This window comes from Streptomyces sp. BA2 (genome assembly GCF_009769735.1).
In the GTDB taxonomy this organism is placed as follows: domain Bacteria; phylum Actinomycetota; class Actinomycetes; order Streptomycetales; family Streptomycetaceae; genus Streptomyces.
Window position 1 is genome coordinate 387,040 of sequence record NZ_WSRO01000002.1, and the last position, 14,902, is coordinate 401,941.

Sequence of the window (14,902 nt, forward strand, 5' to 3'; positions counted from 1 at the left end):
CGTCTCAGCGGCGGGCCAACCGGGATCGGGTCTCCCTGTCGACCTGTTGAGCCTCTCCGGTGGGTACGACGATGACCGGGACCCGCGCCCCGGGTGTGCTGACGATCTCGGGGCGTTCGGCGACCAGCGCCCGCAGATCACCCGTGAGGCCGAGCGTGGTGAGCCGGGCGCACACATCCTCGCGCACCTCGGGCTGGTCCTCGCCGATTTCCCCGGTGAAGACCAGGGCGTCGAGCCGGTCCAGGGACGCGGTCATTTCGGCGATGCCACGACGGCAGTGATGAGTGAAGACGTCCAGGGCGAGCGCGGCACGCTCATCCCCCGCCGCTCGGCTGCGCACCAGGTCTCGCGTGTCGTCCGACGTGCCGGAAAGGGCGAGCAGCCCGGACTCGTGGTTCAGCGCGTTCTCCACGTCCTCCGCGGGCAGGTGGTGCCGGGTCTGCAGCCATGTCAGGGCGCCGGGGTCGACGCTGCCGCTGCGACGGCTCATCACCAGCCCCTCCAGCGGGGTGAATCCCATCGTCGTGTCGACGCTGCGCCCATCGCGCACCGCGCATGCGGAGCAGCCCCCGCCGAGGTGAGCGATCACCAGGTGAAGCTGTTCGGGGCGGCGGCCCAGGAGACCGGCGGCCTGACCGAGCGCCCAGGCGTAGGAAAGCCCGTGGAAGCCGTAGCGGCGCAGCCCGTAGTCCTCGCGCCAGGTGGCCGGCACCGCGTATTCCCGCGCGGCAGCAGGCAGACCGGTGTGGAAGACGGTGTCGAAGCAGGCGACGTGCGGGACGTCGGGCAACAGCTCCCGGGCCGCGTCCAGAACCGTGAGGGCGGGCGGGACGTGCAGCGGCGCGAGATCGGCCACCTGCTCCAGGACGGCGCGGACCTCGGCGTCGACCACGGTGTGGTCGCACAGTTCCGGTCCGCCATGGACGATGCGATGTCCGACGGCCGTGGGGGCGGGAGCTGCGTCCAGCAGCTTCCTCAACGGGCCCGAAACGTCGTCGCCGGGCGGAGAGTCACTGTGGTGTTCGGCGAGAACGTTGCCGTCCGCACCGAACACGGTCAGGCGCAGGCTCGACGAGCCCGCATCGGCCACCAGGACGGGGGTGTTGCTCTGTGCGCGCACATTGATCCTTTCCTGCGGTCTCCGGCAGCACGCGGCGAGAAGCAGTGCGTCCCCGGGGGCCGAGCGTGCAGGCCGCGGCACCGAGGTACCCGACCCGGCCCGGCGGGACGCGTTACGCGGCCTCCTGTGGTCCGCCGGATCCATAACTTGGCCGCCCTGGTCTCGACCGGAGCCTCCAGCGGCTGAAGGAGCAGGTACGGCTGCGCGTCGACAGCGCGGCAGGCCGACCCGGGGCCGACGTCAGCCCGTGCTGTGGCTCGGCCGGAGCTGCCGCATGCGCGCTTCGAGTTCTCGCTGGTAGAAATCGACGAAACCGTCGGGATCGGGTCCTGCGTTCTGCATGACCAGCCTGTCGAAGCCCGCGTCCACGAACTTCTGCGCCACCTCGACGTACCGTGCGGGATCCGTGCCGCAGGCGAACTTCTGCAGGATGTCGTCCTCGCGCACGGTCGAGGTCGCGGCGTCGAAGTTGACCGGGTTGGGCAGCTCGCTCATGACCTTCCATCCGGTCAGGGCCCAACGCGACGTCTCCAGGGCGGCCTTCGCTCCGGTGTGCGCATCGGGCGCCCACGCCATCGGCACCTCCGCGTACCGCGGACCGTCACCGCCGGCGTCCCGATACCCCTGGACGATCTCCGGCTTGTCCTCCGTGGCGAACAGGCCGTCGCCCAACTCCGCGGCGAGCCGCGTCGACGGCTTGCCGCTGGCGGCGACCGCGATCAGCGGCAGCTCCTTGGGGAGGTCGAAGACCCTGGCGTCCTCCAGCCGCAGGTGCTTTCCCTCATAGGAGCGGTATCCGCCGCTCCACAGCAGCCGGATGATCTCCAGGGCCTCCTTGAGCATTTCGTGCCGGGTGGAGACGGCGTCCGGAAAGCCGACACCGGTCACGTGCTCGTTGAGCCGTTCGCCCGAGCCCAGGCCGAGCACGAAACGTCCCTCCGACAGCAGGGCGAGAGTGGCGGCGGCCTGAGCGATGATCGCCGGGTGGTAGCGCACCGTCGGGCACGTCACGCCGGTCGCCAGCTCGATCCGTTCGGTCCTGGCCGCGATGCTGCCTAGGACCGTCCAGGCGAACGGTGAATGCCCCTGAACGTCGAGCCAGGGATGGTAGTGGTCGCTGATCTCTACGAAGTCGAAACCCGCCTGCTCCGCGAGAACCGCCTGCCGCACCAGTTCCGACGGGCCGAACGCCTCGGCGGCCAGCTTGTAGCCGATCTTCATGTGCTCCTCGTCTCCTCGCATGTCAGCGCTGCTTTCGTCCACCTCCGGTACCCACCGACATTTGGACATAACACGCGCATGCGTTGATACCGCCGACGGAGTGGGGGCCAATCCAGGGCGACTCCCTTCTGGTCCTCGGCCTACCCGCGCTCGCGCTGTGCCGGTGGTGGCGGGTCCTCGCTGAGACGCGCGGCGCACTCCAGGAGCAGAGCGTGCACGAAGGCCTGCGGGAGGTTGCCGCGCAGCTGCCGCTGGATGATGTCGTACTCCTCGGCGAACAGACCGGGCGGGCCGCAGGCCGCCCGGTTGCGTTCGAAGAAGCGCAGAGCGCGCGCCGTGTTGCCTTGCTGGTGCTCGGCCAGCGCCATCAGGAAACCGCACAGCAGGAACGCGCCCTCGGCCTCGGCCAGCGGCCCGTCGTCATGGCGGAAGCGGTAGACGTACTCGTCGCGGGCCAGTTCCCGCCGTACGGCGCGCAAGGTGGCAACGGTACGGGGATCGTCGCCCGGCAATGCGCCGCGAACGGGCGGCATCAGAAGCGACGCGTCGACACCCGGCATGTCCGCCGCCCGCTTCCAGTGGCCATCGGGGTGCAGGCTGGTACGTGCCGTGTCGGCGAGGATCGTGTCGGCGAGTGAGGTGAGGCGACCGACTTCCCGGCCGGCGCCGGGCAGGGCGGCGACCGCGCGCAGGCCGGCCACACAGCTCAGCTTGGAGTGAGTCCAGTGCCGGTCGTCGATCTCCCAGATGCCGGCATCAGGCCGGTTCCACAGCTGTTCGACCGCGGTGACGGCGACGTGCACGGCGCGCCGGCCGTCGGGATCCAGTCGGCCTGAATGGCCCGCGGTGGCCAGCAGTTGCAGGGCCTCGCCGTACGTGTCGAGTTGGAACTGCTGGTTGACCCAGTTGCCGATCTTGTCGGTTCCTCCGGGGTAGCCGGGCAGGTCCAGAGTCTGCTCGGAGGGCACCGCGCGGCCGCTGACGGTGTAGGCGGGTTTGAGCTCCGGCCCGTCCTGGAGAAGTCTGGCCGAGACGAAGCCGACCGCTGAGTCGACAAGGCCGGTGGCACCGACGCCGGCGGCTGCGATGCCCGCGTAGCACTGGTCGCGGATCCACGCATAGCGGTAGTCGTAATTGCGGCCCGCGCCCGCGCGTTCGGGCAGGCACATCGTGGCGGCGGCGACCATGCCGCCGCTCCTGCTGGTCAGGCCGCGCAGGACGGCGAGGGCATGGTGGGCGTCTCGCGTCGCGATGGTCTCGGGGGGCGTGGGACAGTTCCGCGCCCAAGAGGCCTCGGTGGCGGCCCATGCCGCGTCGGACTGCACCGGTTCGTCGGACAGCGCGTTGGGCGACAGCTCCAGGACGAGGTCGTGGTGCCGGCCCGGAGGCACGGTCAGTTCGAAGGTGAGCACTTCGCCGCCACCGTCCGGGGTACGAGTCGCCCGCGCCTCCGCAGCACCGCTCCAGCGCCAGTTCAGCGGGCCTGTCTTTCCACTCCACAGATCATGGTGCTGTCGGACGTCGTGGCTGCTGTCGCCGCCGAACGCGCCGCGGGGCTCCAGCACAATCCGTACCCGTGCGGGGCAGTCCGTCGCCAGGATCCGGCGCAGCAGCACCACGCGGTCGCTCTCACCGGGGAAGGCGAGGGCTTCCCGGCATTCGACGGGCCCTTCGCCGGTGATGAAGCGGCTGTGCCAGATCAGGCTGCCCGTCTCGTAGAAGCCGCCCCACACGTGCCGCGGGTCGAGCGGCGTGACGGCGTAGCTGCCGCCGCCTCCCACGAGCGCCGAGAACACGGCGTCGGAGTCCCACCGGGGCGCGCACATCCACGCGATGTCCCCGTGCGGGCCGATCAGAGCGCCCCGTTCGCCGTCGGCCAGCAGCGCGTACTCCCGCAGCACGTGCGGAGCGAAAACGGGGCCGGTGTCGCCGGTGTCCGGCGTGAACATCACGTGGCGTCCTCTCCGGTCGAAGTCCTTGGCCTGAGTTGGTCGAAGTCCTGGACCTGAGTTGAGGGGCTGTCAGGAGATGCGGTAGCGCTCGGCAGCTTCACGTCGCAAGGTCAGCCCGAGCCACCGGAGCCGCGCCCCGGCAGCATTTCCTGCACCTTGGCCTTGAACCCCTGCCGGATCATGCCGACCCGGTCGCTGTCACCCTTGACGATGGCCGACGCGGCGGCTTCGATCTGGTCGAGACTGGCGTGCGGGGGAATCGGCGGCACCGCCGGGTCGGTGCGGAAGTCGATGACGAAGGGCCGGTCCGCGCCGAGCGCGCGATGCCAGGCCGCCTCCACGTCGCCCGGCTTCTCCACGCGCACCCCATCGAGTCCGATGGACCGGGCGAAGTCGGCGTAGGGCACGTCGGGCAGCGCCTGCGAGGGCAGGAACTGCGGGGCACCGGACATCGCCCGCATCTCCCAGGTGACCTGGTTGAGGTCCTGGTTGTTGAGCACCGCCACGACCAGCCGCGGATCCTGCCACTCGGCCCAGTACTTGGCGATGGTGATGAGTTCGGCCATCCCGTTCATCTGCATGGCACCGTCTCCCACGATCGCGATGGCGGGGCGCTCGGGGTGGGCGAACTTCGCGCCGATCACGTACGGGACACCGGGCCCCATGGTGGCCAGGGTGCCGGAGAGTGAGCCGCGCATCGTTCCGCGCATACGCAGATGCCGGGCGTACCAGTTCGCGGCGGAGCCGGAGTCGGCGGCGAGGATCACATCGTTCGGCAGGAGGGCGTCGAGTGTGTGCACGACGTACTCGGGGTTGATGGGGTCGGCCTCCACGCCGGCCCGTCGTTCCATGACCTTCCACCAGCGCGCCGTGTCCTTCTCGATCTTCTTCCGCCAGGAGCCGTGCTTCTTTTTCTTCAGCTGTGGCAAAAGGGCGTTGAGTGTCTCCTTGGCGTCGCCCACCAGGTTGACCTCGAAGGGGTAGCGCAGCCCGATCATGTGCGGATCGATGTCGATCTGTACGGCGCGGGCCTGGTCAAGTTCGGGCATGAACTGGGTGTACGGGAAGCTGGAGCCGATGACGAGCAGCGTGTCGCAGTCCTGCATGAGCTCGTACGAAGGGCGGGTACCCAAGAGGCCGATCGACCCGGTCACGTACGGCAGATCGTCCGGCAGCGCGTCCTTGCCCAGCAGCGCCTTGGCGATCCCGGCACCCAGTTTCTCGGCGAGCGCCTCGACCTCGGCGCGGGCACCACGCGCGCCCTGGCCGATGAGAACGGCCACCTTCTCTCCCGCGTTCAGCACTTCGGCGGCCCTGGTGATCTCGGCCGCGGCGGGAACGGGCGCGTACGAGGCCATTCCCAGGCTGGAAGGCACCATCTTGAACGCGTGGGTGGGCGGTGAGTAGTCCAGCTCCTGCACGTCGGCCGGGATGATGATCGCGGTCACCGTCCGTCGTGCGTATGCGGTACGCATGGCCCTGTCGATGGCGTTGGGGAGCTGCTCGGGGACCGTCACCATTTCGCAGAAGTCGGAGGCGACGTCCTTGTAGAGACTCACCAGGTCGACTTCCTGCTGGTAGGAGCCGCCCATGGCGGAGCGGTTGGTCTGTCCGACGATCGCGACCACGGGCACGTGGTCGAGTTTCGCGTCGTACAGGCCGTTCAGGAGATGGATCGCTCCCGGCCCCGAGGTCGCCGCGCACACACCCACCTTGCCGGAGAACTTCGCGTATCCGACCGCCTCGAAGGCTGACATCTCCTCGTGCCTGGACTGAATGAACTGCGGCTTGTTGTCCGCTCGCTCCCAGGCGGCGAGCAGACCGTTGATGCCGTCTCCGGCGTAGGCGAAAACCCGCTCGACCTCCCATTCACGCAGTCGCTGAAGGATGTAGTCGGAGACTTTCGTGGACACAGGGTTGGCCCTTCTCTAGGTGGCGGGGCGGATGGGGGCCGTCAGCGACGATGCCGACGTGCCAGAGCGGTCGCGCCGACAGCCGCTGTCGCAGCAAGGGCGGCCAGCAAAGAGGCGGTGACCGTGCGTGGGGCCCAGGACGGGACGGCGGGGCGGGAGCTGACCTTCTCCGGATGGTCGGCCGGGAGCGGGCCGTCCAGGCCAAGGGCCAGGACTTCCGCCAGATGCAGCGCCCGGCGGCCGGTCGCGCCCTGCTCGATCTGGGTCCGGCAGCTGAAACCGTCGGCGATCACCAGAGCGCTGGGCGCGGTCTCGCGCACAGCGGGCAGGACAGCGAGCTCACCGACCGCCATCGACACCTCGCGGTGATCACGTTCAAAACCGAAGTTGCCCGCGAGACCGCAGCATCCCGCGTCGAGCACGTCGGCCTCGATGCCCGCACGGCGCAGCAGTTCCCGGTCCGCGTCGTCCTTCAACACGGCGTGCTGATGGCAGTGGGTCTGCACGGTGGCGGCACAGGCGAGCCGCGGCGGACGCCAGCTGTCGGGGGCGTCGTTGACGAGCAGTTCGGAGAACGTCCTGAACTGCTTGGCGAGCCGGCGCACGTCCTCGTTCTCCGGCAGCGCTCGCTCCAGACCGGCGGCGTCCAGGGACACATCCTTCACCCTGTGCCTCCCGCGCCGGCGCCGGGACCTGGCGACGTTCTCATGAATTCATTCACTCCCTTGGCGCGTGGTCCGACAACCGGAACTCGGCGAGCGCACCTACGCCCCGCTGCCCAGCGGCACCGGCACGCGGCCGGTCAGCGGCGGTGCGCACGCCGGGTATCCGCGCGGGCGCCCGAGGAAACATGCGGCAGTGGCTCCTCCCCGGATGCGACGAGCCATCCACCGGGGTGCCATGGGAGAGGCAGAAAGGGGCGTCACGACATGGCACGTCCAGTGTGGAGCGGAACGTTGACCTTCGGTCTCGTGTCCCTGCCCGTCCAGATGTTCACCGCCACGGACAGCCACACCGTGCGCTTCCACCAGTTGCAGCGCGGCACCTCCGACCGGGTGCGCAACAGACGGGTGAACGAACGCACCGGCGAAGAAGTCCCTCTCGACGAGATCGTCAAGGCCTTCGACGCCGGTGACGAGTACGTGCTGATCGAGCCCGACGAACTGGACGACATCGCGCCGGGGCGCTCCAAGGCTCTGGAGATCACGGGCTTCGTCGACCTGGAGGAGATCGAGCCGATCTTCTTCGACAAGACGTACTACCTCGGCCCCAAAGGCAAGGAGTACACCAAGGTCTACGCCCTGCTCGAAAAGGCGCTCGCCGAGGCGGACCGGGCAGGGATCGCCACCTTCGTGATGCGTAATCACCAGTATCTGGTCGCATTGAAGGCCGAGGCAGGTCTCCTGACGCTGCACACCCTCCACTGGGCCGACGAGATCCGTGACCCTCACGAAGAGATCGACAACCTGCCCGGTAAGACGAAGCTCACCGACCGCGAGCTGAAGATGGCACGCCAACTCGTGGACACGCTCCGCATCGACTGGAACCCCGACGACTTCCACGACACCTACCAGGAGCAGGTGGCCGCTCTCATCGAGGCCAAGCGCAAGGGCGAGGCCGTGGAGAAGGCGGAGCCCCCCGCGGAGTCCACCAACGTCATCGACCTCATGGACGCCCTGAAGGCGAGCGTCGACCGGGCGAAGAAGCCCGCGGGAGGCGGCGGCAAGAAGCGCGCCGACAAGGCCGACAACGCCGATAAGAAGGCCTCGGCCCCGAGCCGCATTCGCGACGCCGCCGCCAAGCGTCGGACCTCAGGTGGCGGGAAGCGGAAAGCGAGCCACAAGCCCGCGTCGCTCGACGAACTGACCAAGGCGGAGCTCTACCAGCGGGCCGCGGATGCCTCGGTCCAAGGCCGCTCCTCCATGAACCGGGAGGAACTTCTTGAGTCTCTTCGCGGCACGCGGCAGCACAAGGCCACGTCCTGATCGCCCGACCGGCCACCTGAGACCCGCGCGTTTGGCGCTGTGCTTCGCGGGCACTTCGAGCACCGACGCGCGACGATCAGAGGGCGAAGCGCGACATTCCGCACCCCCGAAGCGCGAGGTGGTCATGAGCGACCAGAACAGGGCGGACGACGCCTACCAGCCCACCGGTGACAACGAGGAGCAGGAGGACGCGGCGCCGCTGGATCTCGACAACGCGGTGGACGAGCGTACGTACGACGACATGCTCGACGAAGGCTACTCGCCGCCCGAGAAGCCGCTGGGCGTCACCAGAACGGGCACCACCGCTACGGAACAGCACGAGGGCGAGTCGCTCGACGAACGCCTCCGACAGGAGACGCCCGACGCGGCGGCGCCCGGCGGTGACGGCGTCGGCGACCTGCCCGGCGGCGCGGGCGAGCCCGTCGACCCGGAAGCCGGCAAAGCCCGTGCCGGCCGCCTGGTGGCCCCCGACGAAGGCGCTCACCCCGACACCACCGCGCAGGCCGTGGCCACGGACGAGGGCGTAGACGGCGGCGCTGCCGGTGCCGAGGAAGCGGCGGTCCACGTCGTGCCCGACGAGGACCTCCCACCGGCTCAGGGCGGCCCGGACTGACGGTGTCCGGCGACAGGCACTCCACACGACGACGCACGAGCGCGTCCCGGTCGGCCGGGGCGTCGGAATGGACGAGCATGAGCAGCGGTTTCCCGGGTCCCGAGGGTTTTGGACAGGATCCCTTCGGAGAGCTCTTCGCACGCTTCTTCGGCAACGGCCGACGGCAGATCGACATCGGCAGGCTCATGAGCGGGCCCGCCCGGCAACTGGTGACCACGGCAGCCTCGTACGCCGCCGACCACGGCCAGAGCAACCTCGACACCGAGCACCTGCTGCGGGCGGCCCTCACCCTCGAACCCACGCGCGGTCTGATCGAGCGCTCGGGAGCCGACCCCGAGACCATCGCCGCCGAGATCGACCGGCACGCCGGAGAGGCCGGAGGCGTCACGGCCCCTCAGGCGGTGGCGCTCACACCCGCCGTCAAGCGGGCACTGCTCGACGCACATGACGTGGCGCGAGCCGTCGGGGCCGGCTACATCGGCCCCGAGCACATCGTCATGGCGCTCGCCGCCAATCCCGACAGCGCCGCCGGACACATCCTCAACGCGGCGCGCTTCGACCCCGGCTCCACACCACAGGCCCCGCAGGGGCAGCCGGGCACCGCCGAGCCGAGGCAACAGGGTTCAGGAGGCGCCACGCCCACCCTTGACCAGTACGGGCGGGACCTGACCGCACTGGCCGGGGAGGGCCGGGTGGACCCGGTCATCGGCCGCGAGGAAGAGATCGAGCAGACCATCGAGGTGCTCTCGCGCCGGGGCAAGAACAATCCGGTGCTCATCGGCGACGCGGGCGTGGGGAAGACCGCCGTGGTGGAAGGCCTTGCCCAGCGGATCGTGGACGGTGACGTACCGGAGACCCTCGCCGACCGCCGTGTCATCGCCCTCGACCTGGCGGGCGTCGTGGCCGGCACGCGCTACCGCGGCGACTTCGAGGAGCGGCTGAACGGCATCATCAACGAGGTGCGCGCGCACTCCGACGAGGTGATCGTCTTCATCGACGAACTGCACACGGTGGTCGGAGCCGGCGGCGGTGGTTCCGAAGGCGGATCCATGGACGCGGGCAACATGCTCAAACCCGCGCTGGCCCGGGGCGAACTGCACGTGATCGGCGCGACCACCCTGGAGGAGTACCGGCGGTACATCGAGAAGGACGCCGCCCTCGCCCGCCGCTTCCAGCCGATCCTCGTCTCGGAGCCGACGGCCGCGGACGCGGTGGAGATCCTGCGCGGGCTGCGCGACCGCTACGAGGCGCACCACCAGGTGCGCTACTCCGACCAGGCCCTCCTCGCCGCCGTGGAACTGTCCGACCGCTACCTGACCGAGCGTTTCCTGCCGGACAAGGCCATCGACCTCATGGACCAGGCCGGGGCGCGGGTGCGTCTGCGCTCCCGCACGAAGGGCACGGACGTACGCGCGCTGGAACGCGAGATGGAGCAGGCGGTCCGCGACAAGGACCAGGCGGTAGCGGCGGAGAACTACGAACGTGCCACCGAACTGCGGGACCGCATCAGCGAGTTGGCCCGCAAGATCGAGGCGGGGCAAACCCGCGAGCCTGGCGACGGCCAGATTGTCGAGGTGGCCCCCGACGACATCGCCGAGGTGGTGTCCCGCCAGACGGGCATCCCCGTCAGCACCCTGACCCAGGAGGAGAAGGAACGCCTGCTCGGCCTGGAACAGCATCTGCACGAGCGCGTCGTCGGACAGGACGAGGCCGTCAGCGCCGTGGCCGAGGCGGTCCTCCGCTCACGCTCCGGTCTGTCGAGCCCCGACCGGCCCATCGGCAGCTTCCTCTTCCTCGGCCCCACCGGGGTGGGCAAGACGGAGCTCGCACGGGCCCTGGCCGAGGCACTGTTCGGCAGCGAGGAGCGAATGGTCCGGCTCGACATGAGCGAGTTCCAGGAACGGCACACGGTCAGCCGCCTCGTCGGAGCGCCTCCCGGTTACGTGGGCCACGAGGAGGCGGGCCAGCTCACCGAGGCCGTACGACGCCACCCGTACTCGCTGCTGCTGCTCGACGAGGTGGAGAAGGCCCACCCCGACGTCTTCAACATCCTTCTGCAGGTACTGGACGACGGGCGGCTGACCGACGCCCAGGGCCGCACGGTGAACTTCACCAACACCGTCATCGTGATGACCAGCAACCTGGGCTCCGAGGCGATCACCGGGCGAGGCGCGGCACTCGGCTTCCGAGCGGACGGCTCCGACTCCGACGAGGAGGCCCGGCGCGAGCAGGTGCTGCGGCCGCTGCGCGAGCACTTCAGGCCGGAGTTCCTCAATCGCATCGACGAGGTCGTCATCTTCCGGCGGCTCAGCGGCGAGCAGTTGCGACAGGTCACCGATCTGCTCCTGGAAGAGACCCGGCGCCGGCTGCACGCCCAGGACATCACCATCGACTTCTCCCCCGCCGCGGTGGACTGGCTCGCACAGCGCGGTCACCAGCCTGAGTACGGCGCCCGTCCGCTGCGCCGCACCATCCAGCGCGAGGTGGACAACCGCCTCTCGCGCCTGCTCCTGGACGGGCAACTGGCCGCCGGGAGCCGGGCCCTGGTGGACGTCGACGACGACGCGCTGACCATCCGCCCTGCCCAGGACGCGACACCGCGCGAGGCGTGACGATGCCAGAACCTCCAGAACCTGGACGAGAGGCGCCGAGCAACCCACCACGGTCCCGCACCACGACGAGCCCACCGTCGCGTCACTTCTCCAGGCCCTTCGCGACTACCGGGCTGTAGCCGCGCCATGACCGAGAACATGTTCGCCGACCTGGCGGCCCCACTACGGGCACCCGCAGTGCCTGACGACGGCGACCTCGGGCGAGGCGGGGCCGCGTCGGCTACGCGGCCCCGCCTGGAGGTGGAGTGTCTCGGGGTGCTCAGCGGTCCTGGGCGAGGGCGTACAGCTCGCCGAGCAAACTCCCCTCCGTGGAGATGAGTTGGTCGAAGGGGCCCTGCTCCCGGACGGCGCCCTGCTCAAGAACGATGACCCGGTCAGCCATCCGTACGTTGTCGAGCCGGTGCGTGACCACCACCGTGATCCGGCCCGGAGCCATGGCCCGCAGTTCCCGGAAGATCTGGTGCTCCCCTCGGGCATCCATCTCGCTGGTCGGCTCGTCCAGCACGAGCACTGCCGGCTGACGGTACATCGCCCTCGCGCACGCCAGACGCTGCCACTGACCACCCGATAGCTCGTGGCCACCCCACACCGACCGGGCGAGCAGCGTTCCCAGTTCATCCGGGAGCTCCCGCAGCGCCTTGGTCATGCCGACGCGCTCGGCGGCATTCCAGATCCGCTCGTCGCCGAACTCCCGGGGCTGGCCCAGCGTGATGTTCTCCCGGGCGGCGAGTGGCCAGTGCCCATTCTTTTGCGGGACCAGGCCTACGTGCCGCCACACCGTGTCCGCATCTGCGCCGGCCAGATCGGTGTCGTCCCATCGCACCTTGCCATCGGTCGGCACGGTCAGACCGGTGAGCATCCTGATCAGTGTCGACTTGCCGGCACCGTTCTCCCCGACCAGGGCGACGACTTCGCCGCGGTTCAAGGTGAGTGTGATCGACTGTACGGCCGCGGCCTCCTTGCTCGGGTAGGTGTAGGAGGCTCCTTCCAGGTGGATCTGCTGTGGAGACTTGACCTGTTCGGTGCCGCGGGCGGCAGTCATGGCGCGGACCTCGTCGATGAAGGTGTAGTAGTCGGAGAGGTAGAGGCCGTGATGGAACATCACCGTCGAATACCGGATGATCGAGTTCAGCGCGCGGCCCGCGGTCTGGGAGGCGACGACCGCGGTGCCCGCGATCGCGGTCGACATGGCGCCGGCGAGGACCAGCCCGGCGAGCGAGGCCCACATGCTGAGGGTGAAAAGGCCGCCCAGGGAAGCTGCAAGCAGCGTGATCCGCAGATACGGCCGAGCACCGGCAACCTCCCTCAACTCGACCCGATCGCACATGGAGCGGTACCAGAAGTGCAGGTAGCCGCGCATGGTGTTGGCCCGCAGCTCGTCGGCGAGCTCGGCCGTCGTCAGCCACCAGCGCATCATCCCGCGCACATTTCGGGCGGAGATCGTCTGGTCGTGGACGCGGTAGTCGACCCGCGCGGCGATCACGCCTCCCAGACCTCGGGGGACGACGGACAGCAGCAGGACACCGAGGAGCAGGGGGTGCAAGGAGGTGAGTACCGCGGCCGCGGAGGCGAGTTGGACGAACCCGTTGGTGAGGGTCTTGGCGTCGTCGGCGAGGTCGACAGCGCGCAGCGCGCCGATCTCCGCCGCCTGGCTCCGGTCGCCGAACCCTTCCGCGTCGTAGGCGGCGAGTTCGGCCCGCATGTGGAGATCGACGAGCTGCAGATCCGCGGCGGAGGCGATCTTCGGGTTCAGGCGCCGGGTCGCCCAGTCCGCGAGAATCCACATCGTCGCGCCGGTGGCCATCGCGACGACGGCGACGGTCAGCGCCGGCCACGCGTGGGCCAGGCCCTCGCGCGGGTCGTCGACCATCAACTGCGGCAGGGCCTTCGCGACGGCGGTGAGCATCACGGCCGTGCCGATGCCGGACAGCAGCTGACACACGACGATCGTCAGGGCCATGCGCTTGTCGACCGTCCACGCCAGGCGGGCCGTCTGGCTCAGCGCCGCGGGGATCCGGCGAGCCATGTCCCACAGACTGGCCTCGTCCATCGCCCGCCGGTGCTTGCGCCCGTTGTAGTCGAGCTCCGGCGGCGCTGAGGGCTGCGGAACGCCCGTCCGAGCCGTCGGCACGGTCAGCGTCTCCTCGTGCCCGTAGGCGTCGCCCGCGGCCGTGGCCGGGGCGGCGGTCTTGTCGTGCGGTGCGCTCACGCGGCCACCCCCGCCATCAGCCGGTCCAGGGTGCGCCGTCCGCGTGCGGTGACGTCGGGGTCGTCGTGGGCGGGACCCCAGGCCAAACAGCTGACCGCGTCGAGCGCCGCCAGGCCCTTCAGGGCGTGCTGCTCCTCGGCGGTGAGGTCGCGGCCGTAGCCCTGGAGGCATGCGGCCCGCAGGTCGGGCCGATCTGCCCAGGTGGTGCAGGCCATTCGTACGAAGTCCTGCACCGCGGTCGCGAAACGAGATCTCTCGAAGTCGATCCACCCGGCCCTCTGCTGGGTCCTCGACCACATCAGGTTGCGCTCCCAGGCGTCGCCATGGATGTACGCGAGCGGCAGCGGGGGCAGGGTGCGCAGCTGCTCGGCCAGGCTGCGCACCAGCTTCTGCTCCGGCGCGGTCAGCCGGTCCCCGGCCGCGCGGAGGTGTCTGTCGGCGCCATCGGCTGCGGCCTGCAGCGCCTGCTCCGCTTCGGCGCGCCGAGGGCCGGACAGGTCACCGGCCGCGTGAAGGCGGGCCAGCAGGACGCCGCTTCGCCGGTGGGCTCTGGCTTCCTCCGCGGGGGTGAGCGTCCACTGCTCGAGGGGCCGTCCCGGGACGGCGGTCAGGAGCAGGGCCAGGTGGTCCGCGCTCGAGGCGCGCAGCTGTGGTGCGCCGCCGGCGCCGAGTGCCGGGGCAGCGTGTCGCAGCGCCAGGGTCTCGCGCTCGTACATCACGGCCTTGGGGGAGATCTTCAGGTAGAAGCGGACGTCTCCGGGCAGGTCGAGCTGAAAGACACGGGAGTTCTCGCGCGGGTGGGAGACGTCCCGGACAGCGGGCCGGGCGCCGAGTACCCGGCTGGCCCACGCGAGCAGGTCGGGGGCCGGCGTGCTCGGATTGGTCATGCCCCCCACCCCGATGACGGTCGTGATGCCGAGGCGAACAGGGCACGACGTACGTCGACCGGACGTCGGAACGCGATGGCCTGAGCAGGGGGGTTCTCGAACACACGGAGGGCAGTAAACACGCGGACGGGATTCACGAAGTTCTCCTGGAAGGCGGGAAACGGATAGAGCACCCGGACAACGCCCCTGATCACAGGGCCGACACGGTCAACCTCGGGCGACGCGTCGAGCGGAAGTTCGACGCCGGGAGCGTCGGCGAGCGCTGTCGGCCTACACGTCCGGCACCGGCTGTTCGATTCAGCCTCACGAGGGACAGGGCGCTGCCGTAGCCCGAACAGCGGATTGCATGACGGCATCGAGGCCACGGGGCTCCTTCGGCGAGGGGCGGAT

9 protein-coding genes and 1 pseudogene are annotated in these 14,902 nt (G+C 69.8%); 3 read left to right on the forward strand and 7 right to left on the reverse strand.

The genetic code is table 11. The annotated features are described in order from the left end of the window. Positions 1–4: 4 nt before the first annotated feature. From E5671_RS04470 to E5671_RS04490, 5 genes and pseudogenes are all read right to left on the reverse strand, one after another. Entirely contained in the window at positions 5–1,120 is a 1,116-nt protein-coding gene (locus E5671_RS04470) for an acetate/propionate family kinase (RefSeq protein ID WP_336605662.1), read from the reverse strand. A 240-nt stretch (positions 1,121–1,360) separates the two neighbouring features. Further along, positions 1,361–2,341 (reverse strand): TIGR03557 family F420-dependent LLM class oxidoreductase, encoded by a 981-nt coding sequence (locus E5671_RS04475; RefSeq protein WP_160509978.1) that lies wholly within the window; start codon positions 2,339–2,341, stop codon positions 1,361–1,363. A 140-nt stretch (positions 2,342–2,481) separates the two neighbouring features. Continuing rightward, positions 2,482–4,290 carry a glycoside hydrolase family 15 protein gene (locus E5671_RS04480; RefSeq protein WP_160509979.1) on the reverse strand — a complete coding sequence of 603 codons (1,809 nt, stop codon included), beginning with the start codon at positions 4,288–4,290 and terminating at the stop codon, positions 2,482–2,484. 113 nt (positions 4,291–4,403) lie between these two features. Beyond that, entirely contained in the window at positions 4,404–6,206 is a 1,803-nt protein-coding gene (locus tag E5671_RS04485) for a thiamine pyrophosphate-requiring protein (RefSeq protein WP_160502545.1), read from the reverse strand. Positions 6,207–6,247: 41 nt separating this feature from the next. After that, positions 6,248–6,829 (reverse strand): annotated as a pseudogene (locus tag E5671_RS04490) (FAD-binding oxidoreductase); the annotation flags it as partial. A gap of 306 nt (positions 6,830–7,135) precedes the next feature. On the opposite strand from E5671_RS04490, the gene ku reads away from it, so the two are divergent. The 3 genes from ku to E5671_RS04505 all read left to right on the forward strand — a co-directional run bounded on the left by ku (position 7,136) and on the right by E5671_RS04505 (position 11,416). Next, positions 7,136–8,191, forward strand: coding sequence for a non-homologous end joining protein Ku (ku, locus tag E5671_RS04495; RefSeq protein ID WP_160502546.1), 1,056 nt, complete (start codon positions 7,136–7,138; stop codon positions 8,189–8,191). 124 nt (positions 8,192–8,315) lie between these two features. After that, positions 8,316–8,804 carry a DUF5709 domain-containing protein gene (locus E5671_RS04500; RefSeq protein WP_160502547.1) on the forward strand — a complete coding sequence of 163 codons (489 nt, stop codon included), beginning with the start codon at positions 8,316–8,318 and terminating at the stop codon, positions 8,802–8,804. 77 nt (positions 8,805–8,881) lie between these two features. Then, entirely contained in the window at positions 8,882–11,416 is a 2,535-nt protein-coding gene (locus tag E5671_RS04505) for an ATP-dependent Clp protease ATP-binding subunit (protein ID WP_160502548.1), read from the forward strand. A gap of 259 nt (positions 11,417–11,675) precedes the next feature. Here E5671_RS04505 and E5671_RS04510 read toward each other — a convergent pair whose 3' ends face one another. Together E5671_RS04510 and E5671_RS04515 are read right to left on the reverse strand one after the other, a co-directional pair. Beyond that, positions 11,676–13,625: an ABC transporter ATP-binding protein gene (locus tag E5671_RS04510; protein WP_160502549.1), complete on the reverse strand. Its 1,950-nt coding sequence runs from the start codon at positions 13,623–13,625 to the stop codon at positions 11,676–11,678. Next, entirely contained in the window at positions 13,622–14,512 is an 891-nt protein-coding gene (locus tag E5671_RS04515) for a phosphotransferase enzyme family protein (protein WP_160502550.1), read from the reverse strand. Before E5671_RS04515 ends, E5671_RS04510 begins: the two co-directional genes overlap by 4 nt. Positions 14,513–14,902 lie beyond the last annotated feature (390 nt).